This is a genomic window from Henriciella mobilis (assembly GCF_003576315.1).
GTDB lineage: Bacteria > Pseudomonadota > Alphaproteobacteria > Caulobacterales > Hyphomonadaceae > Henriciella > Henriciella mobilis.
The window spans coordinates 163,898-189,359 of sequence record NZ_QWFZ01000039.1 but is presented as its reverse complement, the minus strand read 5'-3'; the positions used below and the strand labels follow the sequence as shown (position 1 = coordinate 189,359).

25 protein-coding genes are annotated in these 25,462 nt (G+C 57.9%); 19 read left to right on the top strand and 6 right to left on the bottom strand.

Translation table 11 applies throughout. The features are described from left to right. Window positions 1-1,143, bottom strand: a complete 1,143-nt coding sequence (locus tag D1227_RS18105; protein WP_119405687.1) for a bifunctional 2-C-methyl-D-erythritol 4-phosphate cytidylyltransferase/2-C-methyl-D-erythritol 2,4-cyclodiphosphate synthase — start codon at window positions 1,141-1,143, stop codon at window positions 1-3. 112 nt (window positions 1,144-1,255) lie between these two features. Between D1227_RS18105 and D1227_RS18100 the strand changes: the two genes are divergently transcribed. From D1227_RS18100 to hflX, 9 genes are all read left to right on the top strand, one after another. Then, a complete protein-coding gene (locus tag D1227_RS18100; protein ID WP_119405686.1) occupies window positions 1,256-2,251 on the top strand; it encodes a tRNA dihydrouridine synthase in 996 nt (331 codons plus the stop codon). After that, on the top strand, window positions 2,248-3,300 hold the full coding sequence (locus D1227_RS18095) for a two-component system sensor histidine kinase NtrB (protein WP_119376666.1): 1,053 nt from the start codon (window positions 2,248-2,250) through the stop codon (window positions 3,298-3,300). The genes D1227_RS18100 and D1227_RS18095 overlap by 4 nt, the downstream gene beginning before the upstream one ends. After that, window positions 3,297-4,661, top strand: coding sequence for a sigma 54-interacting transcriptional regulator (locus D1227_RS18090; RefSeq protein WP_119376667.1), 1,365 nt, complete (start codon window positions 3,297-3,299; stop codon window positions 4,659-4,661). The genes D1227_RS18095 and D1227_RS18090 overlap by 4 nt, the downstream gene beginning before the upstream one ends. A 76-nt stretch (window positions 4,662-4,737) precedes the next feature. Continuing rightward, on the top strand, window positions 4,738-6,933 hold the full coding sequence (locus D1227_RS18085; RefSeq protein ID WP_119376668.1) for a sensor histidine kinase NtrY-like: 2,196 nt from the start codon (window positions 4,738-4,740) through the stop codon (window positions 6,931-6,933). Next, entirely contained in the window at window positions 6,930-8,315 is a 1,386-nt protein-coding gene (gene ntrX / locus D1227_RS18080) for a nitrogen assimilation response regulator NtrX (RefSeq protein WP_119376669.1), read from the top strand. Before D1227_RS18085 ends, ntrX begins: the two co-directional genes overlap by 4 nt. A gap of 4 nt (window positions 8,316-8,319) precedes the next feature. Next, the gene (trkA, locus tag D1227_RS18075) at window positions 8,320-9,693 is read left to right on the top strand and encodes a Trk system potassium transporter TrkA (protein ID WP_119376670.1); all 1,374 of its coding nucleotides are present in this window, start codon (window positions 8,320-8,322) and stop codon (window positions 9,691-9,693) included. A gap of 33 nt (window positions 9,694-9,726) precedes the next feature. Further along, window positions 9,727-11,133 carry a TrkH family potassium uptake protein gene (locus D1227_RS18070; RefSeq protein WP_119405685.1) on the top strand — a complete coding sequence of 469 codons (1,407 nt, stop codon included), beginning with the start codon at window positions 9,727-9,729 and terminating at the stop codon, window positions 11,131-11,133. A 72-nt stretch (window positions 11,134-11,205) separates the two neighbouring features. Then, window positions 11,206-11,460, top strand: coding sequence for an RNA chaperone Hfq (gene hfq, locus D1227_RS18065; protein ID WP_119376672.1), 255 nt, complete (start codon window positions 11,206-11,208; stop codon window positions 11,458-11,460). After that, window positions 11,457-12,785, top strand: coding sequence for a GTPase HflX (hflX, locus tag D1227_RS18060; protein WP_119405684.1), 1,329 nt, complete (start codon window positions 11,457-11,459; stop codon window positions 12,783-12,785). Before hfq ends, hflX begins: the two co-directional genes overlap by 4 nt. On the opposite strand, the gene tyrS is transcribed toward hflX, so the two are convergent. Next, a complete protein-coding gene (gene tyrS, locus D1227_RS18055; RefSeq protein ID WP_119405683.1) occupies window positions 12,782-14,035 on the bottom strand; it encodes a tyrosine--tRNA ligase in 1,254 nt (417 codons plus the stop codon). The two genes, hflX and tyrS, sit on opposite strands and share 4 nt — an antisense overlap. Before the next feature lie 50 nt (window positions 14,036-14,085). Here tyrS and D1227_RS18050 point away from each other — a divergent pair, with 50 nt between their 5' ends. Further along, window positions 14,086-15,216, top strand: a complete 1,131-nt coding sequence (locus D1227_RS18050) for an anhydro-N-acetylmuramic acid kinase (protein WP_233349882.1) — start codon at window positions 14,086-14,088, stop codon at window positions 15,214-15,216. Between the two features lie 2 nt (window positions 15,217-15,218). Here D1227_RS18050 and D1227_RS18045 read toward each other — a convergent pair whose 3' ends face one another. After that, window positions 15,219-15,977, bottom strand: coding sequence for an alpha/beta hydrolase (locus D1227_RS18045; RefSeq protein WP_119376675.1), 759 nt, complete (start codon window positions 15,975-15,977; stop codon window positions 15,219-15,221). Between the two features lie 123 nt (window positions 15,978-16,100). Here D1227_RS18045 and D1227_RS18040 point away from each other — a divergent pair, with 123 nt between their 5' ends. From D1227_RS18040 to sufC, 5 genes are all read left to right on the top strand, one after another. Next, complete coding sequence (locus tag D1227_RS18040) at window positions 16,101-17,243, top strand: cysteine desulfurase family protein (RefSeq protein WP_119405682.1); 1,143 nt, start codon at window positions 16,101-16,103, stop codon at window positions 17,241-17,243. A gap of 1 nt (window position 17,244) precedes the next feature. Beyond that, complete coding sequence (gene sufB, locus D1227_RS18035; protein ID WP_119405681.1) at window positions 17,245-18,780, top strand: Fe-S cluster assembly protein SufB; 1,536 nt, start codon at window positions 17,245-17,247, stop codon at window positions 18,778-18,780. Further along, a complete protein-coding gene (locus D1227_RS18030; protein WP_119405680.1) occupies window positions 18,773-19,183 on the top strand; it encodes a nuclear transport factor 2 family protein in 411 nt (136 codons plus the stop codon). The genes sufB and D1227_RS18030 overlap by 8 nt, the downstream gene beginning before the upstream one ends. Window positions 19,184-19,231: 48 nt before the next feature. Then, entirely contained in the window at window positions 19,232-19,966 is a 735-nt protein-coding gene (locus D1227_RS18025; RefSeq protein WP_119405679.1) for a hypothetical protein, read from the top strand. 65 nt (window positions 19,967-20,031) lie between these two features. Continuing rightward, the gene (gene sufC, locus D1227_RS18020) at window positions 20,032-20,793 is read left to right on the top strand and encodes a Fe-S cluster assembly ATPase SufC (protein ID WP_119405678.1); all 762 of its coding nucleotides are present in this window, start codon (window positions 20,032-20,034) and stop codon (window positions 20,791-20,793) included. 248 nt (window positions 20,794-21,041) lie between these two features. Here sufC and D1227_RS20290 read toward each other — a convergent pair whose 3' ends face one another. Next, on the bottom strand, window positions 21,042-21,335 hold the full coding sequence (locus tag D1227_RS20290; protein ID WP_233349960.1) for a hypothetical protein: 294 nt from the start codon (window positions 21,333-21,335) through the stop codon (window positions 21,042-21,044). On the opposite strand from D1227_RS20290, the gene D1227_RS20285 reads away from it, so the two are divergent. From D1227_RS20285 to D1227_RS18000, 4 genes are read left to right on the top strand one after another with little or no spacing between them, the layout of a single operon-like run. After that, window positions 21,270-22,031: a SufD family Fe-S cluster assembly protein gene (locus D1227_RS20285; protein WP_233349950.1), complete on the top strand. Its 762-nt coding sequence runs from the start codon at window positions 21,270-21,272 to the stop codon at window positions 22,029-22,031. The genes D1227_RS20290 and D1227_RS20285 overlap by 66 nt on opposite strands. Window positions 22,032-22,037: 6 nt before the next feature. Beyond that, on the top strand, window positions 22,038-23,255 hold the full coding sequence (locus D1227_RS18010; RefSeq protein ID WP_119405676.1) for an aminotransferase class V-fold PLP-dependent enzyme: 1,218 nt from the start codon (window positions 22,038-22,040) through the stop codon (window positions 23,253-23,255). A 20-nt stretch (window positions 23,256-23,275) separates the two neighbouring features. Next, entirely contained in the window at window positions 23,276-23,659 is a 384-nt protein-coding gene (locus D1227_RS18005; protein ID WP_407646985.1) for an SUF system Fe-S cluster assembly protein, read from the top strand. Window positions 23,660-23,694: 35 nt separating this feature from the next. Continuing rightward, a complete protein-coding gene (locus tag D1227_RS18000; RefSeq protein WP_119405675.1) occupies window positions 23,695-24,051 on the top strand; it encodes a HesB/IscA family protein in 357 nt (118 codons plus the stop codon). Between the two features lie 21 nt (window positions 24,052-24,072). On the opposite strand, the gene D1227_RS17995 is transcribed toward D1227_RS18000, so the two are convergent. Next, window positions 24,073-24,579 carry a hypothetical protein gene (locus D1227_RS17995; protein WP_119405674.1) on the bottom strand — a complete coding sequence of 169 codons (507 nt, stop codon included), beginning with the start codon at window positions 24,577-24,579 and terminating at the stop codon, window positions 24,073-24,075. Window positions 24,580-24,682: 103 nt separating this feature from the next. Further along, a complete protein-coding gene (locus D1227_RS17990) occupies window positions 24,683-25,456 on the bottom strand; it encodes a lysophospholipid acyltransferase family protein (RefSeq protein ID WP_119405673.1) in 774 nt (257 codons plus the stop codon). Between the last annotated feature and the right edge of the window lie 6 nt (window positions 25,457-25,462).

Sequence of the window (25,462 nt, the reverse complement as noted above, 5' to 3'; positions counted from 1 at the left end):
CTATGCGTCGTTCTTCGGGCTTACCATGACAACGGCCTGTGCGGCGATGCCTTCGCGGCGACCCGTAAAGCCCAACCCCTCAGTGGTCGTTGCCTTTATGGACACACCATCAGGGTGAAGCCCGGTGATGGCGGCTGTTTTCTCTCGCATGGCCTGACGGTGTGGCTTTATCTTCGGCGCTTCGCACACGATGGTGAGGTCGCAATTTGTCAGAACCCATCCCCTTTCAGATGCGAGCTTGATGGCGTGTTCCAGAAATACGGCAGAGTCTGCATTCTTCCAGCGCTCATCGCTGGGCGGGAAATGGTCGCCAAGGTCGCCCAGGGCAAGGGCGCCAAAAATCGCATCTGTCAGGGCGTGCCAGCCTACATCGGCATCGGAGTGCCCTTTGAGCGAGCGATCATGGGGAATGCGCACGCCGCAAAGGGTGACGCCGTCTCCCTCCTCAAAGGCGTGAACGTCAAAACCTGATCCGACCCGCATTTTGCCTCCTGTCAGAAGTGTTTCGAGAAGGGCAAAGTCGCCTTCAAACGTGATCTTGTGGAGCTGCGCGCGTCCAGGCGTCAGCGTAACGATTCCACCAGCGGCCTCAATGGCAGACAAGTCATCGACATAGTCTTCAGGCCGTTCCGACAGAGCGGTCCGGATTGCGCCAGCACGGAAAGCCTGAGGGGTCTGGACCCGAAAAAGCTGCTCGCGGTCCACATTGGTTAGCGTCTCGCCGTACTTTCGTTTTAGCGCGTCGTTGACAGGTAGGGCAGGGGCGGCAGCATCGGCGCTCACCATGGCATCAATTAACTCGTCAATTACCGACTGTGTAAGGCCAGGCCGGGCAGCGTCATGGATCAGGACCAGGTCGTCATCTTCCGGGGAAAGTTTCTCGAGACCGTTCAGTACGGAAGCAGACCTCGTTTTGCCGCCTGTCGTGCACATCAAGCCCGAGTTGGCGATGTTTTCTATGCGTTCAGGGGGGCAATCCTGTGGCAGCACAATGATTGTGCGCGAAACGTCGGGGTGGGAGAGAAAGACGTCTGCCGACCAGCGATAGACTGGTCGTCCGGCCAAGGGTTCGAACTGCTTGGGAGTTTGCCTCCCGGTGCGTGATCCGGAGCCAGCCGCGACGATAATGGCGTGAACTTTCATGGCACAAGCCAATAGTCCGGCTGATGCAGGATGGCCACAGCTAACGTTTATCATGAGCAGAAAGCTGGCGCTTGACTATTGTGCAATGCAAAAATCTGATTGAAGAAAAGGTATGGTTAGAGTGCTCAATAATGAGGCAGAACGCGTTTGGCTGGCCCCGATGTCCGGGTCGACTGATGCCGCGTTCCGCCGGCAAGCGGTCAGATTTGGGTGTCCGGCTGTGGTGTCGGAAATGGTTGCCGGTGAAGCGCTCGCCGCAAATCGCAAGGACATGGTTCGCCGAACATGCCGCCATGAGGGGCGAGGGCGCTGGATTGTTCAGCTCGCTGCGCGGCGCCCGGAGGATATGCGCAAGGGCGCTGAACTGCTCGCTGAAGCGGGTGTCGATCAGATTGACATCAATATGGGCTGCCCGTCGCGCCAGGTGACGGGCGGAGCTTCCGGATCGGCGCTAATGCGCGAACCCGATCTGGCGCGCGCCATAATCGATGCGGCCGTTGAAGGCGGGCAGGGCGTTCCCGTGTCACTGAAAATGCGACTCGGTTGGGACGATGGACAGCTCAATGCGCCGGATCTGGCGCGGCACGCCGAGCAGGCCGGCGTCGTGATGCTGACGGTGCATGGTCGGACACGCTGCCAGTTCTATAAGGGGCAGGCCAACTGGGTAGCCATCGCCGATACCGTCAACGCCGTGGGGGTCCCCGTCATTGCAAATGGTGATGTCAGCGACACGCCTTCAGCGCTAAATGCCTTGGATCAGTCCGGCGCATACGGCGTGATGATCGGGCGGGCGGCGATGGGCCAGCCCTGGTTGCCAGCAAAAATTGCCGCCGAACTCGAGGGCGGTTTTTACAGAATGCCATCGAGAGCTGAACAGCTGGACAGCCTTATCAGCCAGATTGAGGACAGCCAGTCCCTCTATGGCAAGTCTCTCGGGCTTCGTATTGTTCGCAAACACGTCGCTGCAGCGATCGACAAGCTAGACGGTCACTGGGATGAGCGCGACCGCCGTGAGACTCGCTCAGCCGCGTGCCAGATCGATTGCGCGAAGGCTCTTTCGTCGATGCTTGCCGATATATTTCTGGAAGAAAGAGGAGTGGCCGCGTGACCCTGGCTGTGAACCTATCGGATGTCGCGCCACTCGCGCTGTTCCAGATCGACGACCGCCGTCGCATCGATGCTGCCAACACAGAGGCGCAGATGCTGCTTGGGCATTCTGAATCTGCCCTTCGAGGTAAGGCGCTCAGTGAATTCATTTATCATGACTCGCCGCTGTTCGATCTTCTCGACCGCGTTTTTTCGCAGGACGGCGATGTAAGCGCACATGGAGTCGCGATTTCCGGCCCCGGAGTTTCGGGCAGCCGGACGTTTGATATCAAGCTGCGCCCCGTTCCGCCGCAGGGCGTCGTCATCGCTGTTACTGAATCTGTTGTCAGTGACCGCTCATCTGGCGCAGTCGGGATTTCCGGATTTGGCCGTATCCTTGGGCATGAAGTGAAGAATCCGCTGGCCGGGATCTCTGGAGCCGCGCAGCTATTGTTGCGAACGGCCGATGAGGAGCAGGCTTCCTTGCTGAATGTCATCAGAAGCGAGGCCAGCCGGATCGAACGTCTTGTCACGCGACTGTCCGCGTTTGAACTTTTCTCCGCTCCGCGACGCGACAAGTTCAACATCCATGAGCTGCTCGACAAGGTCTTGCTCGCCGAAGAGGCCGCGCACGGCGGTAAGATTGCCTTGAAGCGCGCCTACGATCCTTCACTGCCCGAAATCTACGGAGACGAGGATCATCTCCACGAGGCGTTCCAGAACATCGTCCGAAATGCGGCAGAAGCGGCGGCGGAGGTTCCCGGTCAGGGACAGATTACGCTCCAGACCGCGTTCGAAACCGGGTTTGCTTTTTCCAAGACGCGAAACGCCAAGCGGCTGCAACGCGCCATCCGCATTACAGTAGAAGACAATGGCAAGGGCATTCCGCCGCGCGCCAGAGAGCAGATGTTCGACATGTTTTCCTCGACCAAGGCCGGCGGACGAGGGCTTGGCCTGAGCGTTGTATCTGAAGTGATTTCGGCGCATGAAGGTCGGATCAAAGTCGAGAGCAGGCCGGGCCAGACCCGGTTTTCCGTATACCTTCCCATGAAGCGGGACAATTTGGCATGAGTCAGAAGACAATCCTTCTCGCAGAAGACGACGCCAGTATCCGTCTGGTCGTGAACCAGACGCTGGTCACCGCGGGCTATCAGGTGCGCGCAACCAGTTCGGCTGATGCGTTGGAGCGCTGGATCCGCAATGGAGAAGGCGACGTGGTCGTTACGGATGTCTATCTCGGCGACACCGCGATCTTCGAATTATTGCCGTCAATCAAGCTTGCCCGGCCAGAGCTGCCGGTGATCGTCATGAGCGGGCAGAATACCATTTTGACGGCTGCGTCAGCGGCCCGGCATGGTGTCTATGACTATCTCCCAAAGCCTTTCGATATCGATCAGCTGACCAATCTCGTCGGGCGGGCGCTCAAGGGGCCGCCGAAAAAGGATGCGGCCACTCGGGCTGGGAAGGGGGATGCTGAGACAAACCTCCCGCTGATCGGCCGGTCCGATCCGATGCAGGAAGTCTATCGCATCATTTCCCGCGTCATGAATACGGATCTGACGGTCCTTATCGAGGGCGAGTCGGGAACCGGAAAGGAACTTGCCGCGCGGGCGATCCACCAGTTGGGCTCCGGCGAGCGTGGAGTCTTCAAGGCACTCGACCTCGCGGCGATGCCGACGGAACAGATCAGCAAGGACCTGTTCGGCACGCCGGAAGAGCCAGGCCTCGCCTTCCAGGAAGATGCAACGCTTTACCTGGACGAGATCGGCGATCTTCCGGCTGAAGCGCAGACCCAACTCGTCAAGCTGATGCGCGAAGCGGGCGGCGCCCGGATCATAGCGTCGACGCGCCAGCCACTCGCCAAGCTCGTAGACAATGGCGATTTTCGCGAAGACCTGTTTTACCGCATCAACGTCGTGCGGATCTTCATGCCGCCGCTCCGCCAGCGCAAAGAGGATATACCGGAACTCGTGCGTGCATTCCTGCTTCGGGCTCAGCGAAAGGGACTCGCGGCCAAGCAAATCGAGCCCGCGGCGATGGACTTGATGATGGCCTATGACTGGCCCGGCAATGTGCGGGAGCTTGAAAACCTGATCATGCGCCTTGCGGCCCTCAGTCCCGACCCGGTCATTTCGCAGCGCGATATCGAGCGCGAGCTACGCGCAGAGGCGCTGAAAGACATCTCGTCGAATACGTCCTTCGAAAAGGAAGTCGAGACCCTCCTGCACCGCTACATCATGGCCGATCTTCTCCAAGCGTCTCCTGACGATAGCAAAATCCATCAGGAAGTCCTTGAGCAGGTTGAACGGCCTTTGATAAAGCTCGCACTTTCAGTGACTTCGGGCAACAAGCTCAGGACGGCAGCCTTGCTGGGCGTAAACCGAAACACGCTTCGCGCACGAATAAACTCACTTGGTTTGGCAGACGACTGATTGACCTGACGCCTGAGTGTTGCTCTAAATCCTCAGTGTTGCAGCCTGGGCACAGGCTTAGCTGCGAGGGTTTAGTTTGGTCGGGTTCCTGAAATCCAACAACGCCCAGTCGGGATGGACGCTGTTCCAGTGGTTGTTCCTGATTGCCGCGTTTCTCGCTGCGACCGTAACGTTTGTAGCTGTTTCCGATATGGATCCGATCGACCCGGTCAGCCGAGACGTCCAGGTCCTGCTGATCGTCAATACGGTCATTATTGGCATACTCGCCCTGATCATCGCCCAGCGCTACATGGCGACCCGGAACGACAAGCGGGGCGAGGGCGGAGAGCGGCTTGCGCGGCGCTTCCTGCTGCTGTTCGGTTTTTCCGCGGCCATTCCGGCTCTGGTCGTATCGCTGTTCCTCTGGGCTGCCATCACGCGCGGTTTCGATACCTGGTTCGGTGAGCGGATCGTCACGCTGGTTGAGCAGACGGCAGCCGTCGCTCAGGAAAATGTCCAGGAGTTCAGCGACATCCTTGAGCAGGACACCCGCCTGATGGCGACGGACGTGAACAATGCGCTGCAAGGTCTGACAGAAGACCCCGAACGTTTTTCATCCTATCTCGGCATCCAGGCTTATGTGCGGAACATGCCCGCTGCATATGTGATTGATGACAAGGGTATCCCCCTGGCGATTGGGGAGAATGCCGGTGGGAGCGGTTATTTCCGCCGACCTACCAACGAGATGTTCGACGAGGCCGACCAGGGAGAAGTTATCCTTTCACTTCAGGAAGGCGAGGGCTTCGCCAGTTCGCTGGTCAAACTTGACGGCATGGAGGATGCCTATCTCTATCTCGCAAAGCCTCTCGACAGAGACGCCTTTGCTCGCCTTCGCCGGGCCGAGCAAGCATTGGAAGAATATCGGATCGCCGGGCAACTGAGTTCGCGGTCGCAGGCGCTGTTCGTCGTTGCCTACGGGCAGATTGTAGCGCTGGTCCTGCTCCTGGCCGTGCGCCTGGCGCTTGAAGCCGCGAGCCGGATCACCGGCCCGATTGGCCGGCTTGCCAGTGCGGCCCAATCGGTTCGTGACGGCAACCTGGATGTCCGCGTGCCCCTGCCAGGCAGCAAGGATGAGGTTCGCGCGCTCAGCCGCTCTTTCAACGTCATGACGGAACAACTTGGTGCCCAGCGCTCGGCGCTTGAAACAGCCCGGGAAGACGCTGAGCACCGTCGGCTGTTTCTCGAGACGCTCCTGGAGGAGGTCAGCGCCGGCGTCGTGCGGGTCGACGAGTCGTTCAGGATCACACTGGCGAATCCGTCGGCTCACAAGCTCCTGGGCTGGGAAGAGCCACTTGAGGGGCAGCTGCTAGGCGACGTAGCGCCCGCATTCGACCGGTATTCAACCGATGCGGCGTCGACCGGGCATCCTGTAGATGCGTCTATCGATGTCAGTGAGCCGAACGGCCACAGGCACTTCCGCCTGAAGATCGCCCGCGATACGACGGGAGGGCTCGTCCTTACCTTCGATGATGCGACGCGTCTGGTGAATGCGCAGCGTCAGCTGGCCTGGCGTGATGTGGCGCGCCGCATTGCGCACGAGATACGGAACCCGCTCACGCCGATCCAGCTTTCGGCCGAGCGTCTTCGGCGTCGTTACACGAAGTACATCCCGGAAGACGATGTCGTTTTTGAAAGGTGCACGGACACCATACTACGGCAAGTGAACGACATCGGCCGGATGGTCGAGGAGTTTTCGGGCTTCGCGCGGATGCCTAAGCCGACACTGAAGAGCTTTGATCTTGCATCCTTGCTCGACGAGACCGGCTTTGCCCAACATGTGGTCAGCCCGGAGATATCGGTCGAGGCACACCATTCGAGCAATCCGCTCATCGTCTCCGGTGATGAACGGCTTCTCGCGCAGGCGATCGGCAATATCGTCAAGAATGCTGCGGAAGCGATTGATGGCCTGCCACCGGGGGAAGAGACGCAGGGCCTGATCGAAATTTCGACGGATGATCTGGGCGACTCTGTCGAGATTATCATAGAAGATAATGGTCCCGGCTTCCCCGAAGCGGCCCGGGACCGTTTGTTGGAACCCTATGTTACAACGCGTGAAAAAGGCACCGGGCTTGGCCTGGCGATCGTCAACCGGATCATCATGGATCACGGCGGATCGATTGCGCTGGAGGGCCGGTCGGATGGGCTTCAGGGCGCACGCGTGCGGATCGTTCTACCAAAGCAGAGCGATCTTGTTTCCATGGGGGATGTAGAGATTGCGGAGGCCCCACAATGACCAGTGACATTCTAATCATCGACGACGAACCGGATATCCGGGAGCTCATTTCGGGCGTTCTGGAGGATGAGAACTACTCCGTCCGTAGTGCTGCGACCGCCGAAAAGGCGCTCGAAGAGGTCAGGATGCGGGCACCGGGCCTGGTAATCCTCGATGTCTGGCTGCAAGGCAGCGACATGGATGGCCTGTCGCTTCTGAAGTATCTCAAATCGATCGATCCATTGATTCCGGTCATCGTCATCAGTGGTCACGGAAACATTGAAACAGCCGTCGCCGCAATTCGTCGGGGCGCTTATGATTTCATCGAGAAGCCTTTCAAGGCAGACCGACTCCTCCATCTGGTCGAAAGAGCGCTGGAGTCGACGGCTCTCAAGCGTGAAAACGCCTCGCTGAAGACGCTCGTCGTAAGCAGTGACGACTGGATCGGCTCCAGTGCGGCGGCGACGGCGCTACGGTCCTCGATTGGCAAAGTCGGACCGACGAATTCGCGGGTCATGATCCTCGGCCCTGCAGGTGCGGGCAAGGAGCTCACGGCTCGCCTTATTCATGCGCATTCAAACCGGAATGATGGACCGTTCGTTGTCGTCAGCGCCGCCAATATCGCGCCAGACCGCATGGAGCAGGAACTCTTCGGTGAAGAGGACAATGATGGGCGTCCCCGTCGCATTGGACTGTTCGAAAAAGCCCATGACGGGACACTACTGCTCGATGAAGTCGCGGATATGCCGCTTGGCACGCAGAACAAGATCCTGAGGGTGCTGACGGAGCAGCGCTTCCAGCGCGTGGGTGGGAAGTCTGATGTGCGGGTCGACGTCAGGGTGATGTCGGCATCGACCAAGGATCTCAAGGAAGAGATCGAGGCAGGTCGTTTCCGGGAGGACCTGTATTACCGGCTAAGCGTTGTTCCTATCAAAGTGCCATCGCTCGCCGAACGGCGGGACGATATTCCACTGTTGATCGACCATTTCACAGCGCGCATTGCGGATAGTTCGGGGCTAAATCCCCGGCAGTTCTCTCCCGAAGCTATAGCCGTCCTGCAATCGATGGACTGGCCCGGTAACGTTCGTCAGCTGAAGAACCTTGTCGAGCGCATCCTGATCCTTTCGCCAAACGATACACGGCGACCGGTATCCGTTGATGAACTGCCCCAGGATCGCCAGGCCCTAAGTGGCAAAGGGCCGTCAGCCTCCAGTGAGCTCGTTGGCCTGTCCCTACGCGACGCGCGCGAGCAGTTTGAGCGAGAATATCTCACCCTGCAGATCACGCGTTTTGACGGGAACATCTCCCGGACGGCCGAGTTCATCGGCATGGAACGTTCCGCGCTTCATAGAAAATTGAAGGCTCTTGGTGTAAACGCCTCGGCGAACCGTTCGGAAGCCTGATTATATGCATGTCATCATCTGCGGCGCAGGCCGCGTCGGTCAGGGGATTGCCCGCCGGCTGGCGCGCGAAAACCATCATATTATCATGGTCGATCAGGATGAGCGCCTGATTGATCTGGTTCAGACCGAACTCGACGTCCGAGCGCTGCGGGGACATGCTGGACACCCGGAAGTCTTGAAAGCGGCCGGCGCAGATACCTGCGACATGATTATCGCGGTGACATACTCGGATGAAATCAACATGGTGATCTGCCAGGTCGCAGACACGCTGTTTTCGGTTCCGAACAAGATCGCGCGCGTTCGGGCCCAGCAATACCTTCAACCGGGTTGGCGGTCGCTTTTTTCGCGTGAAGGCCTCGGAATAGACCTTGTCATTTCGCCGGAAATCGAAGTTGGCGACGCTATATTGCAGCGCTTCAAGACGCCCGGCGCGGTGATGAGCGTGAATTTCGGTCGCAGCGATGTCCAGCTTGTCGGGCTTGAAGTGCAGGAAGACAGTCCGGTCCTCGATACGGCACTGGACCAGATTCAGGGCCTGTTTCCTAGCCTGAATGCGCGGGTTGTTGGTATCAGCCGCGCCGGCACCGTCTTTGCGCCGCGCGGTAATGATAATCTCCTCGTCGGCGATACGGCCTATGTCGCTGTCCTGAAGTCTCACGCTCACAGGCTGAATAGCATTTTCAACCGGCCGGAAGCTGATATGCGCCGGGTCGTTGTTGTCGGTGGTGGCAATGTGGGCCTGTACGTCGCGGCGGGCTTGGAAAAGCAGTCGGATGTCCGCGTCCGAGTTATAGAATCCAATATTGATCAGGCAGAGGCAGCCGTTTCGAGGCTCAACAGGACAATTGTCATCAACGGCGATGGACTGAGCCGGAACATCCTCGAAGAAGCCGATGCACCGACCGCGGACCTTGTTATCGCGACGACCCATGATGACAAGGCCAACATACTGATCTCGAAACTGGCCAAGCAACTTGGCGCGAAACGGTCCTTGGCCCTGGTTAATGCGCCAGAACTGGCCCGCCTCGCTCGCGAGATGGGGGTGGATGCGGTTCTCGACCCAAAAGCGCTGACGGTGTCACGGATCCTGATGAAAATGCGCAGGGGACGGATATTGGCGCTGCAGTCTCTCGAGGATGGCGCTGCGGAGATTGCAGAGGGCGTGACACTGGAGACCTCGCCGCTGATTGGTAAATCGCTTGGATATGATGCGCTACCCAAGGGTATTACAGCTGCTGCTATTCTGAGAGAGAACGAGGTCATTTTCGCGGGCCCCGATGTGCGGCCTCGGGCGAATGACCATGTCCTGCTATTCTACGAGCAGAGCCTGACCAGTAAGGTTGAGCAGTTTTTCCGGGTCAGCGCTGACTTTTTCTAGTCCGATTAACGTGTCCATTCGGAGATCCCGTGTATGAATTTCTCCGCTCTCATCCGGATGCTTTCATTCAGCACTCTGCTGTTCTCCGGGGGAATGATTGTCTGCGCGCTCGCAGCGTTGATTGCTGGTGAGACGACCCAGTTACTCGTGTTCCTCGTGACGGCAATCCTGATGTCGACACTCGCCGCTGCAGCACTTGTGCTGACAGGCACGCCGCGTCGCCGTGCCCAGCCATCTGACGGCCTGGCATTCATGGTCATCTTCTGGTTCGTCATGGCGCTGGTCAGTGCGCCGCCGTTTCTCATGGGGGTTGCAAATTCCAGCGTGATTACGGCGATACATGAGGCTGTTTCCTGCCTGAGCACGACAGGTCACACCGCATTTGACCCATCAAACGGACCTTGGCCCGCGTCGTTGGTATTGTGGAGAGCGATCCTTAATCTGGCGGGAGCAGTCGCGACAATCACGTTCGCGGCCACTGTACTAGCTGCATTGAACCTGGATGGTCCAGGCATTCACCGCACACATCTCTTCAGCCTTTCAGATGAGAGTTTCTTCGATTCAATGCCGCGCGTTCTGAGAATGACGGTCATGGTTATGGCGACCTGCGTGCTGATCGTTTTCGCGATTGAGGTAATCGGCGGTATCCCGCCACACACCGCTTTTCTGGACGCCGCCAGTGCCTTCAGCACTGGGCTCGCAGATCCGGCAGGGCACCAGGTCGATGTTACCCGGCACGTGCGGGCGTTCGCCCTGTTCCTTGGTCTGCTGATGGGATCGCTGGGGCTATTCTTCCTGCTGCAAGTCGGCTCCGGCAACCTGAGTGCTTGGATCCGCGATCCGGAGCTTGGCACGCTCCTGGTCGCCATAGCGGTCTTTGCCATCCTCGCGGCCTTCTGTGGTCTGTCCTTCTTCAATGCGATCGGTTGGGCCGTATCGGCGATCTCGACGAGTGGTATTGCGCTGGTTTCCCCTTCGTCTACCCATGCATTGCCGCTGGCCTTGCAGCTTGCGCCCCCGCTCATTGGTGGCGCGGCATTGTCGACGACGGGCGGTATCAAGCTTGCCAGGATTTACGTTCTCAGCCGCAGGGTCGGGCAGGAGTTTGTGCGAATGGGATACCGGCAGTCGTTGCTGACATTTGAGTTTCGGCGCCGCATTCAGTCTGACCGCACGATCATGGGAGTCTGGGTGTATCTTGTCGCTTACATTATGGCGTGTGTTGGAGGTCTGCTTCTGTTTTCGTTTTCCGGGTCGGGATTTGAAAACGCTATCTCCAACACGGTAGGAAGTTTGACGAATTCGGCTCATCTGGTCGACGTCCAGGACCTGCCAGGTGATCGGGTGACGCAGGTCTGGCTGATTTTGGGCATGATATTGGGCAGACTCGAAGTACTTGCCTTCATTCCGCTATTTACTGCATCATTTTGGCATCGCTGACGTGTCAGCTATTGCCAAGAATTGGCAATCCAGATAGCGCCAGCGAAAACGTATAGCGAACAGGCAAATAAAATGTCGGCAGATAAAAAACAGAACTTGCAGGACACGTTTCTGAACGCAGTCCGAAAATCCCGGACTCCACTCACCATATTCCTGGTCAACGGTGTCAAACTTCAAGGCGTTGTCACCTGGTTCGACAATTTTTGCGTCTTGCTGCGCGGCGATGGCCGTCCTCCGCAACTTGTTTACAAGCACGCGATATCGACGATCGCGCCGGGCGCGCCCGTGCAGCTGTTCGATGAGACTGCAGATTCGGATTCTGATTGACGTCCGACCTGGTAGACCACACGCCACCGGAAGAACGGGCCGGCGTGGTCATTCCTTGGACGCAACCCTCCGAGCGTCCTGACAGGGACCGCCTGTCTGAAACGGCCGGCCTTGTTGAGGCCCTTGGATGCAACCTGGCATTTCTGCGAAGCGAAAACGTTCGCAATCCGAGTGCGTCCCACCTGCTTTCAGGCGGTATCCTTGCGCGTCTGGCCGAGGATATTGCGTCCGCCGGCTGCACAATGTGTGTTGTCGATGCGGCGCTCACCCCGGTTCAACAGAGAAACCTGGAACGTGCGCTCAATTGTAAGGTCATCGACCGAACAGGCCTGATTCTTGAAATTTTCGGCCTCCGGGCGCGAACCAAGGAAGGCAAGCTCCAGGTCGAGCTTGCCCGCCTTTCCTATGAGCGCTCGCGCCTTGTGCGAACCTGGACGCACCTCGAACGCCAGCGTGGTGGCGGCGGATTTCTGGGTGGCCCAGGCGAAACGCAGCTGGAATCTGACCGGCGCATGTTGGACAGGCAACTGGAGTCCCTGAAGGCTGAACTTGAAGAGGTTCGCCGGACTCGCGGTCTGCAGCGTTCAGGACGGCGCGATGCTGGTTTCCCGGTGATCGCGCTTGTCGGGTACACGAATGCTGGAAAGTCGACCCTGTTCAACAGGCTGACGGGAGCGAACGTTTTCGCGCGTGACATGCCGTTCGCCACATTGGACCCGACCATCCGCCGGTTCGACTTGCCGGGTATGGGCGATGCCGCGCTCGTTGATACGGTCGGGTTTATTTCTGATCTCCCGACCCACCTGATCGACAGTTTCCGGGCCACACTCGAGGAGACGCTTGAAGCAGATCTGCTGGTCCACGTACGGGACCGCTCCAGTGAGGCTGACGAGGAAAGAAAACGCGATGTCCTTCAGGTGCTGACGCATTTGCAGAAGGAGACCGGCGCGCCACTGCCGCCGATCATCGAAGCCTGGAACAAGGTGGATTTGCTGCCCACCGACATTCAGGACACTCTTCGCATGTCGGCGCGGGCGGACCTTGGCGAAACGCCAGCCGTCGTTACGTCCGCCCTGACGGGTGAGGGGCTCGATGAACTGCTGGAGCTGATTGTCCAGTCAATCCGAGAGGAATTGCAGGCCTATGTGGTCCGCCTCGCGCCAAGCGACGGTGCTGCTCGAGCCTGGCTGCATGAACATGGATCCGTTCTCGAGGAAACCTTCCTTGCAGATGGCGACGTGCAGCTGCGTGTCGGTTTGAGCGACAAGTATCGCGGTCGCTTTCAACACAGTTTTGAAGCGATCGAGTTGAGGCCCCAAACTTAGACTGGCTTGATCAGCGCGTGGCGTTTCTTTCCGGCTGAGAGCTTTATGGACCCGTTATCGCTGATATCAGCCGAGGTCAGGACCGCATTCTGGTCGCTAACAACGATATCGTTGACCCTGGCTGCACCTTGCTTGATCAAGCGCCGAGCCTCTCCGTTCGATTGGCTCAAACCAGCCTCGGTGAAAGCCGCCGCTACGAGTATTCCATCGTCGAGTGACGCTCGCGATACTTCGGCGGTGGGCAGCGCCTCATCTGAATTGCCGGCACCAAAAACGGCTTGGGCCGCCCGTTCAGCTTCGGCGGCTGCGTCGGCGCCGTGAAGCAGCGTAGTTGCTGCATTGGCGAGCGCAATCTTTGCCGAGTTGATCTCGGCGCCTTCCAAGCCTTCCAGGCGTTCAATTTCCTCAATCGTCAGGTCAGTGAAAAGGCGCAGGAACCGCCCCACATCAGCGTCTTCCGTGTTCCTCCAGAATTGCCAGTATTCGTACGGTGAACGACGGTCGGCATTCAGCCAGACCGCGCCGTCCGCAGTCTTGCCCATCTTTCCGCCGGATGCTGTCGTAATGAGGTGTGCGGTCAGGCCATACGCCTCACCGCCATCGGCTTTGTGAACGAGGTCAACACCGCCAAGGATGTTTCCCCATTGGTCGGAGCCGCCAAGCTGCAGACGGCAATCATGCCGCCGGAACAGCTCAAGGAAATCGTATGACTGGAGCAGGAGATAATTGAACTCCAGGAAGGTGTAAGGCTGCTCATTGGCAAGGCGGCGCGCTACTGTGTCCTGCTTGACCATCGTATTGATCGTGAAATGCACACCAATTTCGCGAAGCACCTCAATGTAACCGAGCCTGTCCAGCCAGTCGGCATTGTTGACGATAATTGCGTCTGTCGGACCATCGCCAAAGGTGAGAAAAGGCTCGAACGCCTTCCGAATTCCGGCGATGTTTGCATTGATCTGTTCATTGGTGAGAAGCGGCCTGGACTTCTCCTTGTCCGTCGGATCGCCGATCTTGGTCGTGCCGCCCCCCATGAGAACAATCGGCTTGCCGCCGCTTTTCTGCAGGTGCCGAAGCATCATGATCTGGAGCAGCGATCCCACATGAAGGCTGTCGGCAGTCGCATCGAATCCGATGTAAGCTATGGGGGTGCCAGATGCGCAATACTCATCCAGCGCATCCGGATGTGTAATCTGCTTGGTGAATCCGCGTTCCTCGAGTGTTGTAAGAAACTCAGATTTGAACTGGCTCATCGGCGCGACTCCTTGATCGGAGAGGGCTGCTAGCACGGGAGAGACCGAGATTGAACCTGCCGAATGATGAATTCGAACCGGTTTGGGCCGCCGGCTTCATGTCGGGAACCTCGATCGACGCGGTCGATGCAGCGCTCATCCTGACAGATGGCGTGAATGTTCTCGATTTCGGGCCGGTCGCTGAACGCAAATACGCTCCTGACGAACGGGAAGTGCTGAAGATTGCAGTTCAGGCAGCGAGAGACTGGAACTGGGAAGGCCCGCCTCCTGTCGAAGCCTTTGAAGCGGCCAAAAGTGTCCTGACACTGACCCACCATGAGACCTGGGAGCGTCTTCTGACGGATTGGAAAGGGCCCGTGCCAGCCATTGCGGGCGTTCACGGCCAGACGGTTCTGCATCGAGCGCCGCTGCCGGACAGGACTGGCGCGACACTTCAATTGATAGAACCCGCAGCCATGCGCGGCGCGTTAGGCGTACCGCTTGCCTTTGATTTCAGGAGCCATGACGTTCAGCAAGGTGGTCATGGCGCACCGCTCGCGCCGGCCTATCACGCAGCGCTGTTAAAAAGACTGTCAGCGGGAAGTAGCGCCGCCGTCCTGAACCTTGGTGGCGTCGCCAATATTACTTACCGCAAGCGTGATGGGAGCCTTTTTGCGTTCGACACAGGCCCGGCAAACGGTCCGATCGACGAATGGGTAGAGGGCCATGGCGCAGGAACCCATGACGTGGGAGGCGCCCTTGCAGGTGCAGGGCGTGTACATGAGGGAGCGCTGATCCAATGGCTCAGTCACCCTTGGTTCGATGCGCCGCCACCAAAGAGCCTCGACCGGTTCGACTTCAATGCCAGCCTCGCCAGGGGGCTGTCCCTGGAGGATGGGGCCGCCACTTTGACCGCCTTTTCCGCGGCGTCGGTAGCCTACGCGCTTCAAGCGTTTGACGATCCGCCCTCGCACCTGATTGTCTGCGGTGGCGGCAGGCACAATCCCCGGCTCGTTTCAGAACTGAAGAACCGGTGCGCATGCGCGGTTATGACGGCTGAAGATGTTGGCTGGCTTGGCGATTCCATAGAAGCGCAAGCCTTTGCATTTCTGGCCGTCAGAACGCGAAGAAGACTGCCAATCAGTTGGCCGGGAACGACGAATGTCAAAAAGCCACTGGCTGGCGGCCAGTTGCTGGACTGATCTTAATCCTCGTCGTCGCCGTCGTCGTCATCTTCGCCGGCGTCGTCATCAGACTGATCTGTAATTGCGGCTTGTCCGCGGACTTTCTTTGTCTCCGCTTCGGCCCGCAATTTCTGCTCATCCTCGATGAGGCGGCGATCAACGTAAGCGGCACACTTCGCGATGAGCTCGTCCTGTTTGCCCTGGAAGAAGTGGTTTGCACCAGCGATGGAGTCGCGCTCGATCACCTCACCTTTCTGGACGCGGACTTTTGTTAGGGCGCGTTCGACATCTTTCGGCCCCGAAATCTTGTCGTTCTCACCGGAGATGATCAGGCCAGATGCAGGGCAGGGTGCCAGGAATGCCAGGTCGTAGTGATTGCAGGGCGGGGCAATGGCGAGGAAGCCGTCGATCTCTGGTCGGCGCATCAGCAGCTGAAGTGTGATCCACGCGCCGAAGGAATAACCGGCGCACCAGACAAAGCGCGGACTTTCCGTCATGTTTTCCATGTAATCCAGCACATAGGCCGCATCTTCGAGTTCACCTACGCCCTGGTCATAGACGCCTTGGGACCGGCCAACGCCGCGCGTGTTGAAGCGCAGGACGCCAAAACCGCGTTGCTCGAACATCTGATAGAGGCGAATGGCAATCGGGTCCTGCATCGTTCCGCCGGCGCGCGGATGAGGATGGAGTACCAACGCGATTGGCGCGCCCTCCTGTGGCGGTTCGGTGTAGCGAGCTTCGATGCGGCCAGCGGGTCCCGGGATAATGAGTTCTGCCATGGGGAAGTCGCCTCTTTGATTTGCTGCGAGCCTGAAAGTGCGAATTGGGCGCTTTAGAGGAAAGCATCAAGGAAATGCAAGTTTTTGTGTAAGGACGCGGCATGATACCCTAAGTGCCGGATCATGATTTACGCAGATTACAACGCAACGGCGCCTTTACGGCCAGAAGCGCGGGACGCGATGCTCGCAGCGCTTGAAGTCGGAGCGAACCCCTCGAGCGTGCATGGGCCGGGGCGACAGGCGCGCAAACTTATGGAAAAGGCGCGTGGACAGGTTGCATCGGCCATTCGCGCCTTGCCTCAGGACCTGATTTTCACGTCGGGTGGCACCGAAGCTGTTGCCTTGGCGATCCAGGGAACAGTCAGGAAGCTGGACGGTGATTGCACGCTCCTGGTTTCGGCTGTCGAGCACGAGGCGGTGTCGAAAAATGCCGGGCATTCTGGCGTAGCTGTCGAGACTTTGTATGTCGATGAGACCGGCAAGGCTGATCTGGACTGGCTGGCGGATCGGTTGGGTCGCTGGGATCGCTCCAAGTCTGGAACGCCCGTTCTCGTCCTGATGCTAGCGAACAATGAAACGGGCGTGATCCAGCCGGTTCAGGAAGCTGCCGCGATGGTTCGTGATGCAGGCGGGCTGACAATATGCGATGGCGTCCAGGGTCTGGGCAAACTGCCGGTGAATGTGTCCTTGCTGGGCGTGGACTATCTCGCGCTGTCCGCCCACAAGGCAGGCGGCCCTCAAGGTGTTGGGGCGCTTTGGCTTAGCAGCGGTGCGCCTCTGCTGCCGATCCTCTTCGGCGGTGGTCAAGAACGTTCAATTCGTTCCGGCACGGAAAACCTTTCGGGCATCGCTGGTTTCGGCGCCGCAGTGGATGCCGCTGTCGCGGCGCTGTCGAAAATGGAAGCGCTTTCGAGCTATCGTGACGCGATGGAGGAGCGGCTCATTTCCGAAGCAGGTGTAACGGTGTTTGGCAAGCGAGTGCCTCGCCTTCCGAACACATCGAACTTCGCTTATGCAGGATTTCGTGCGGAAACGCAGGTCATGGCGATGGATCTTGCCGGGGTCGCGGTTTCATCGGGCTCTGCATGTTCGAGTGGCAAGGTCAAACGCTCGCTAGTCCTGTCGGCCATGGGCGCATCCGACACCCTTGCGGAATCTGCAATACGCACCAGCTATGGTTGGAGAAGTGAGGTGAGCGATTTTGATCGCACGGCGGATGCCTGGCTCGAAATACTTCATCGCCGAAATCTGAAGGAGACGGCCTGATATGGCTGACGATGTAAAAGTCAAAGAAGGCATAGACAAAGGTACGGTGGCCGCCGCAAAGGCGCTTCAGTCGGAGAACTATTCGGCCGGTTTCAAGACAGACATCGAAACCGAATACGCACCGAAAGGCCTGAACGAAGATGTCATCGCCTTTATCTCCGACAAGAAGGGCGAGCCGCAATGGATGCTGGACTGGAGACTGAAGGCATTTGAGCGCTGGAAAACCATGACGGAACCAGGCTGGGCGAAAGTTCAGTACGAGAAGATCGGTTATCAGGACCTCTACTACTACGCGGCACCCAAGCAGGGCGCGAAGTATGAGTCGATCGACGACGTCCCTCAAGAAATTCTCGACACGTATGAAAAGCTCGGCATCCCGCTACGAGAAGCCGAAGTGCTGCTTGGCGTGGAAGGCGCGTCCGAAACAGCTGCGGAGGCCAGGGGCGGGGCAACGAGTTCGAAGGTTGCCGTGGATGCGGTGTTCGATTCTGTTTCCGTCGCTACGACATTCCGCAAGGAACTCGAAAAGGCTGGCGTGATCTTCATGTCCATCTCGGAAGCTATTCGTGAGCATCCAGAGCTGGTGAAGAAGTATCTCGGCTCAGTTGTGCCGCAGTCCGACAATTTCTTCGCCACGCTTAATAGTGCGGTCTTTTCTGACGGGACATTCGTTTATGTGCCTGAAGGCGTCCGGTGTCCGATGGAGTTGTCGACCTATTTCCGTATGAATGCGGAGAATACGGGCCAGTTCGAGCGGACATTGATCGTCGCGGACAAGGGATCTTACGTCTCGTACCTTGAAGGTTGCACGGCGCCCATGCGCGATGAGAACCAGCTGCACGCTGCAGTCGTAGAACTGGTTGCGCTCGAGGATGCCGAAATCAAGTACTCGACAGTTCAGAACTGGTGGCCAGGCGACGAAAACGGCAAGGGCGGCATCTACAACTTCGTAACCAAGCGCGGCGACTGCCGCGGCGCGCGTTCGAAGATCAGCTGGACCCAGGTCGAAACGGGTTCTGCTGTGACCTGGAAGTATCCGTCCTGCATTCTGCGTGGCGACGACAGTTCCGGTGAATTCTATTCGATCGCGGTAACGAACGGCCGCCAGATGGCCGATACCGGAACGAAAATGATCCACCTGGGAAAGCGAACGCGCTCCCGGATTATTTCAAAAGGGATTTCTGCCGGCCGTTCGGACAACACCTACAGAGGGCTGGTATCGGTCCACAAGAAAGCCGAGAAGGCCCGTAACTTCACGCAGTGCGACTCGCTTTTGATAGGCGGAGATTGCGGTGCCCACACGGTGCCGTACGTAGAAAACAGGCGGGCTGACGCACAGCTTGAGCACGAGGCGACGACGACCAAGCTTTCAGATGATCAGCTCTTCTATGCCCGCCAACGCGGCCTGGACGAAGAGGCGGCCGTGGCGCTGCTTGTGAACGGTTTTGTCCGCGACGTCATGCAGCACCTGCCGATGGAATTTGCGGTCGAAGCTCAGAAGCTTCTTGAGGTCAGTCTGGAAGGCAGTGTTGGCTAAGGAAGAGCAGGCCTTCAGGAACTGGCTCGCCGCTTTCGGAAAGCGCATGGAAAGCGGAGAGTCAAACGCGCTGGCAGCTCTGTTCGCGGCTGATGTGGTTTTTCACCTGTCACCTTTTGACGCGCCTCTCCGGGGGCGCGAAGCCGTTGAGGACCATTTCAGAAAGACGCTCGCCGCGCGCGAAAGCATAAGGTTTACTGCTGAAGTCATAACACCAGCGCACGATGAGGGTTGGGCGCATTGGGCATGCGGCTTTACTCGCACTGGAACAGACGATCCAGTTCGGCAGGAGGGCATCATGAGGGTCGCCCTTGATGGCTCAGGTATTTGCACGCACCTGCAGCAGTGGTGGAATTCCATTGAGCCGGGACAGTCGGATTTGATGAGAGATACTGATGCGTGATCCAAGCCTGTCGTTTCGACTGGCTGGTCAATGGAGGGGCGGTAGGTCATGCTGCGCATCTGTTCGCTGATTCTGACGTGCTTCATGCCCCGCATACTTTTCCTGAGTGGACTTCTGCTGGCCTCGTGTGCCGCAAAGCCGGCAACCGAGCCGCGGTACATACCTTACGATGGCTACGGAGCCGAAATTCCTACGGTATCAGCGTCTTATGAACTGAAGCGTTTGGGTGAATCCGAAACCATAAGTGTATCGCAGATTCCAAATGCGCTGGACGAGTTTTTGGCCCCTTCCGGCAGCAAGCTGATCCTTTTGCCGAACCGTCTCGACCGGTCGAGGCTGGACTTCTCGATTGAGAGCCTTGCTCTGGTTGATGCCTGGCTCAGGGATATCCATACGATCAACAAGCTTCAGGCAGAGCCCGGCCGGGCTGGCGAATCCCTGATAAGCGATGGTCGGGGTGATAATTCTGTAATGTTAGCAGGGCTTTACCTCGGTGAAGTCATTCGGGCGAACTCATCCCTCGACTGGCGATGGGAGCGATTTGACCGTTTCGTTTCCGCCAATCCCTACTTCACCGAACATTATGGTGACGATGCAGGCCTGGATACATTTGTGCTTGTTGGTCCCCAAGGTGTCGCCACACCCATCAATACAGCCCTGAAGCGCATTCTATTGGGAAATGAGGAAAGCTTGCAGTTCGTTGCGGAGCTTCTGGTGACGCCGATCGACCTCGAAGCGGCCATGTCGGGACCGAACTTTTATGGACTGGATCGAATCCGCTGACATTCAAGCTCTGAATAAGCAAGTTCAGGCTTTGAAATTATCGCGCGACTCTCTACATCCGCGACATGTTGAAAATCGAAAATCTGACAGCCCGGATCGGTGAGGGCGACGAAGCCAAGTCCATTATCAATGGCCTGACGCTGGAAGTGCCTGCAGGCGAAGTCCATGCTGTGATGGGGCCGAATGGCGCGGGCAAGTCGACGCTGGCTTACGTTTTGACCGGCCGCGATGGCTACGAAGTGGATGGTGGGTCGGCAACACTGTCGGGCGAAGACCTGCTGAACATGGATCCGGAAGAACGCGCGGCCAAGGGCGTGTTCCTTTCCTTCCAGTACCCGGTCGAAATCCCCGGTGTGCCCGTCATGACCTTTGTGCGCGCCGCGATGAACGCCCAGCGCAAGGCCCGAGGTGAGGAAGAGATTTCAGCGCCAGATTTCATCAAGAAGGCCCGCGAAGTAGGCGAAAAATTGAAGATTGATGCTGAAATGCTCAAGCGTCCGGTCAATGTCGGGTTTTCCGGTGGTGAGAAGAAGCGTCTGGAGATTTTCCAGATGATGATGCTGGAGCCGCGCTTCGCCATCCTCGACGAAACGGATTCAGGGCTCGATATCGATGCACTTAAAACGGTTTCAGACGGCGTGAATGCCTTGCGGAGCCCGGGTCGCGGCATGCTTGTGATCACCCACTATCAGCGACTTCTGGATCATATCAGGCCTGACAAGGTTCATGTGTTCGCCAAGGGCCGGGTTGTGAAGTCCGGTGGACCGGAACTGGCTGAGCAGCTTGAACGGGAAGGATACGATGGCATCCTGGGAGAGCCGGTTTGACAATTGCTGAGCTGCGCACCCGCTTTCAGGATCCGACGCCCGCAGAGCTTCAGCTGATCGCGAGATATGGTGAGCTGCCTGAAGACGGACGGCGCGCGCGGGCATTCGACGCGTTCGCGCAGTCGGGTTTGCCGCACCGGCGGCTTGAGCAATGGAAGTGGAGCGACTTTCGGCAATCTATTCAGTCGATTGAGGCGTCTTCGGCGCAGTCGGGACCGCGCATGGCTCCGCCGGCGAATGCAATAGTGCTAAGGTTTGATGGGCGGTCCTGGGATGTCCCAGACGGTTTGCCCGACGGTTTCCGTGTGTTCGAGAAAGACACTGCGCAGGCGCTTGGAAATGCAGAACAGTTGCCCATGGCGGCCCTGACCGCGAGCCAGACCGGGCAGCCGAAGACCTGTGATATCCTGCAGATTGAAGTGAGTTCTTCGCAGGAGCGGCCCGTCTTTCTTGACTTCGCCGGCGCCGGCCGGGAAATGGCGTTCGCTCGGATCGCATTCGTTGTCCGTCCCGGCGCGCGGGTGGACGTCATCGAGCAGCATTCAGGGGGCGCAGGCCTCAGTGCCATGCTGGTCGAGTTCGGCCTGCAAAAAGGGGCGAGCGCGTCACGTACGCTTTTGCAATCTGGCGGTCATCAGGAAGCCACAGCAATTACAGGGCTGGTCAGTCTCGATGAGGATTCCGAGTTTCAACAGACGGCCCTGGCGTTCGGTGCAAAGGTCGCGCGTATCGAGACGCGAGTTCGGTATTCTGGCCCAAATGCGGCGGCATTCCTTAATGCGGCGTACTTGCCAGCGGATGGCAAGCATGTCGATTTTACGAGTCATGTTTGGCACGGCGCGGAATCCTGCACGACTCGACAGCTGACCAAGGGCGCAGTGCCGGATGGTGGGCGCGGCGTTTTCCAAGGCAAGTTTCACGTTCCACGAAGCGTAGGGCAGCACACTGACGCAGACATGCAGCATCAGGCCCTTCTTCTTGAGAATGGGGCGGAAGTCTTCGCCAAGCCGGAGCTGGAAATCTATGCGGACGACGTTGAATGTGCCCACGGCAACACGTCAGGTCAGCTGGATGAAAGCGCTCTCTTCTACATGCGCCAGCGTGGCATCCCGGTCGCTGAGGCCCGTGCGATGCTAACGGAAGCATTCATTGCCGAGGCGCTCGAAACGGCACATCCGGATGTACTGCAGACATTGCTGGATGCGTCGCGAGACTTTCTGCGCGGATCTGGCGAGTAGGTCCTCATGGCTCTAAACATTGATCAAATACGCCAGCAGTTTCCGATCCTTCGCCGAGAGGTGAATGGACACCCGCTCGTTTACCTCGACAATGCAGCCAGCGCCCAGAAGCCGGAAGCGGTCCTGAAAGCCATGACGGGCCAGGCTAGTCATGCATACGCCAACGTTCACCGTGGCCTCCACACGCTGGCGAATGAAACAACGGAAGCTTTTGAAAACGCACGCGCTGTCGTTCAGCGCTTCATAAATGCTCCGGCACCGGAGAATATCATATTCACAAAGGGTGGCACCGAGGCGATGAACCTCGTCGCTTCCGGCATCGGCCAGCAGATTCAGTCAGGCGATGAGATCGTGCTGTCCGTTATGGAGCACCACTCCAATATCGTCCCCTGGCATTTTCTCAGGGAGCGCTACGGGGCAGTTTTGAAATGGGTGCCGGTACTCGAAGACGGTTCGCTGGACATGCAGGCATACCAGGACGTGCTGAGTGAACGGACAAAATTCGTTTCAGTCACACATATGTCGAACGTCCTTGGTACGGTCACCGATGCGGCACGCATAGTCCGCCTTGCTCACGACGCCGGCGCACAGGTGTTGTTGGATGGCTGTCAGGCGGGTGTCCATCTCGATATCGATGTCGAGGCGCTCGGCTGTGACTTTTACGTGCTGACGGGGCACAAGATTTACGGCCCGACGGGCATAGGCGCCCTATACGGAACCGCCGAAGCCCTGGACAGGCTGGCCCCTTATCAGGGCGGCGGCGAAATGATTGAAATCGTCGAACAGGATCGCGTGACCTATAATGAAGCGCCACACAAATTCGAAGCCGGAACGCCGCCTATCCTGGAAGCCATTGGCCTCGGTGCAGCGATAGATTGGCTTTGCGCGTTCGACTTCGAGGAAATCACCGAACACGAAGACCGCCTGTACCGGAGGGCATTCGACGCGCTGTCGGGCATCAATGGTCTTCGCATGCACGGACAGGCAAGCGGGAAGGGGCCCGTTCTCTCTTTCAGCGCAGACGGAATACACCCGCACGACATCGCGCAGCTGCTGGACCGGTATGGTATAGCGGTACGTGCAGGCCACCATTGCGCTCAGCCTTTGATGACCCATCTAGGAGTCAGTGCCACGGCGCGGGCGAGCTTTGGTATCTACAATACAGTGGAAGAAGTCGACGCCTTCATTGATGCTCTCCACAAAGCGCGCTCCATGCTGTTATAAGGATTGGAATGGCAGACGATATGCGACTCCCTGAATCTGTTGAAGGCTCTGCACAGCCAGAGGCGGAGGCAGATTCGTCCAAAATTCCGCAAGACGAGCTGAATCGGATCACCGACGATCTCATTGCGGCATTTAAGTCGGTCTTCGATCCGGAAATACCCGTCGACATTTATGAACTTGGCCTGATTTACAAGGTCGATATCGATGATGACCGCAAGGTTGACGTCGAAATGACGCTGACAGCGCCGGGTTGTCCTGTCGCTGGTGACATGCCTGGCTGGGTGGAAACGGCCGCGCGGGGCGTTGATGGGGTCAAGGACGTCGAAGTTCGGCTTACCTTTGATCCGCCATGGGATCCTTCGCGAATGTCAGACGAAGCCCGCCTCGCTCTGAACATGCTCTAGTTGACAGGGAAGGTGAGCCTTCTCATCTAACCGGTATGGCCAGACGACCAAGACCCAAACTTGTAACGCTTTCCGACGCCGCTGCTGAGCGCGTGTGTGAAATCATGGAAGAAAAAGGCGCGGGCTACCTTCGTGTAGGCGTCAAGAATGGTGGCTGTGCAGGCATGGAATACGTTATGGACTATGTCGATGCACCTGAAGAGCTGGACGAGATTGTCGAGGACAATGGCGTGAAGATCGTCGTTGACGCCAAGGCGGTTCTCTTTCTGCTTGGCTCAATAGTGGATTTCGAGACAACAATGCTGCACGAGAAATTCGTGTTTCGTAATCCCAATCAGACGGATGCTTGCGGATGTGGCGAGAGCGTTACGATCGCTCCCGCCACACTTTAGGCAAAACTGTCTAGCGCTGAATTACTGAGCGTCGGGGTTCGTCACCGAGCAATCGTTCGCGAAGCTCTTGAACGCGTCATTCAGCTCCGGAAATGACAGTTCGATCTCGGACTTCCGGTCGAGCTTCCAGCTCACGGTGTCCTTGCGGACCGCTGCATTGTAAAACTTCTTGGCCGTTACTTCGTTACGTGCAATCGCGACCTTCATGGAAGGCAGGTAGGTCCAGTCGGATTCGAACGTTTCGCCGTCACCGATCGTGGTCTCGGCCTGGCGGCGGCTCTGGCGATGGGTATCGGTTGCCAGCGTTTCGGCAAGGTCTCCACCTTCCAGGCCGACACCAAATTTCAGCGTGCCGTTGGTGCAGCTGAAAAAGGTTCCCGCCTTCGTGTCGGTTCCCGACACGACCATCAGCACAGTGCCTTCATCCGATGTGGATGCAACGCGCCATGTGTCCATGTCACTTGCACTGGCGAAAGCGAGCGAGCCCATAGAGCCCGCGACGGCTGTAGCAACAACAAACTTTTTCATGTTCACTCTCCTCAATAAGATTATTGATAAACAATAACCGCTTATTGAAAAAAGGCAATAGTTTATTGAAAAGCAGATGTAGCGCCTAAAAAGTTTCGTGTTTTCAACGGCTCACAGACCCTTTGACGGGATCAGGGAGATATCTTGTTGTCGACGGCTCTTGATCTTGAGCCAATGCGATCAGTTCAGCCGATCGCCATTCGATAGCCGCGGTCAGTTCCGAAAGAAATGCATCCTTGGACAGTCCGGGTTTGATGGGTTCCAGGAATTCGATTGTGGCCTTTCCCGGCGTTTTTCGAATCTCTTCCTGCTTCCAGAAACAACCCAGATTTGTCGCGACCGGAACGACAGGGACGTCCATCGACTTTTGCATGTGCCAGACGCCCGGCTTGTACCGGAAGTGGTAACCGGGGGGCGCAAGATGGCCCTCCGGATAGATGAGGATCCGCTTTCCGTCCTGACGCGCACGGGCCATGCCATTGGCCAGCGACTGGGCCTTACGGTCACCTCCGCCGCATGTATCAATCACGATCGCCCCAAGTTTCCGGAGGATGCCTTTCACGAAAGGGAATTTTTCGAGGTGATCGCCGGTGACGAAGGCGAGATTTTTGATCTCCGGATAGATCATGAAACCATCACCCCAGCTCTGATGCTTCGCTGCGACGATAAAGGGGCCGTCCGGCAGGTTTTCCCGACCTTTCACGTTCAGGCCTATTCCACCGACAAACCGCAGGGCGAGTCGAATCGCTCTCGTATAAGAACGGATCACGAAGGTGGTCGCGCCGCGCCCCGGCCATGCGAGTGTCGGCAATGCGGCCAGGACGTAAAAAAAGGACAGCACATAGTAAATGCCTGTGAAGGCCACGCCTCGTATCATGGGACA

What these genes read in the sequence shown, in the direction of transcription:
- D1227_RS18105 (WP_119405687.1), bottom strand. Translation starts at nt 1,143, where the DNA reads ATGAAAGTTCACGCCATTATCGTCGCGGCTGGCTCCGGATCACGCACC.
- D1227_RS18100 (WP_119405686.1), top strand. Translation starts at nt 1,256, where the DNA reads ATGGTTAGAGTGCTCAATAATGAGGCAGAACGCGTTTGGCTGGCCCCG.
- D1227_RS18090 (WP_119376667.1), top strand. Translation starts at nt 3,297, where the DNA reads ATGAGTCAGAAGACAATCCTTCTCGCAGAAGACGACGCCAGTATCCGT.
- ntrX (WP_119376669.1), top strand. Translation starts at nt 6,930, where the DNA reads ATGACCAGTGACATTCTAATCATCGACGACGAACCGGATATCCGGGAG.
- trkA (WP_119376670.1), top strand. Translation starts at nt 8,320, where the DNA reads ATGCATGTCATCATCTGCGGCGCAGGCCGCGTCGGTCAGGGGATTGCC.
- D1227_RS18070 (WP_119405685.1), top strand. Translation starts at nt 9,727, where the DNA reads ATGAATTTCTCCGCTCTCATCCGGATGCTTTCATTCAGCACTCTGCTG.
- hfq (WP_119376672.1), top strand. Translation starts at nt 11,206, where the DNA reads ATGTCGGCAGATAAAAAACAGAACTTGCAGGACACGTTTCTGAACGCA.
- tyrS (WP_119405683.1), bottom strand. Translation starts at nt 14,035, where the DNA reads ATGAGCCAGTTCAAATCTGAGTTTCTTACAACACTCGAGGAACGCGGA.
- D1227_RS18045 (WP_119376675.1), bottom strand. Translation starts at nt 15,977, where the DNA reads ATGGCAGAACTCATTATCCCGGGACCCGCTGGCCGCATCGAAGCTCGC.
- D1227_RS18040 (WP_119405682.1), top strand. Translation starts at nt 16,101, where the DNA reads ATGATTTACGCAGATTACAACGCAACGGCGCCTTTACGGCCAGAAGCG.
- sufB (WP_119405681.1), top strand. Translation starts at nt 17,245, where the DNA reads ATGGCTGACGATGTAAAAGTCAAAGAAGGCATAGACAAAGGTACGGTG.
- D1227_RS18025 (WP_119405679.1), top strand. Translation starts at nt 19,232, where the DNA reads ATGCTGCGCATCTGTTCGCTGATTCTGACGTGCTTCATGCCCCGCATA.
- sufC (WP_119405678.1), top strand. Translation starts at nt 20,032, where the DNA reads ATGTTGAAAATCGAAAATCTGACAGCCCGGATCGGTGAGGGCGACGAA.
- D1227_RS20285 (WP_233349950.1), top strand. Translation starts at nt 21,270, where the DNA reads ATGGCGTTCGCTCGGATCGCATTCGTTGTCCGTCCCGGCGCGCGGGTG.
- D1227_RS20290 (WP_233349960.1), bottom strand. Translation starts at nt 21,335, where the DNA reads ATGCTGCTCGATGACGTCCACCCGCGCGCCGGGACGGACAACGAATGC.
- D1227_RS18010 (WP_119405676.1), top strand. Translation starts at nt 22,038, where the DNA reads ATGGCTCTAAACATTGATCAAATACGCCAGCAGTTTCCGATCCTTCGC.
- D1227_RS18005 (WP_407646985.1), top strand. Translation starts at nt 23,276, where the DNA reads ATGCGACTCCCTGAATCTGTTGAAGGCTCTGCACAGCCAGAGGCGGAG.
- D1227_RS18000 (WP_119405675.1), top strand. Translation starts at nt 23,695, where the DNA reads ATGGCCAGACGACCAAGACCCAAACTTGTAACGCTTTCCGACGCCGCT.
- D1227_RS17995 (WP_119405674.1), bottom strand. Translation starts at nt 24,579, where the DNA reads ATGAAAAAGTTTGTTGTTGCTACAGCCGTCGCGGGCTCTATGGGCTCG.
- D1227_RS17990 (WP_119405673.1), bottom strand. Translation starts at nt 25,456, where the DNA reads ATGATACGAGGCGTGGCCTTCACAGGCATTTACTATGTGCTGTCCTTT.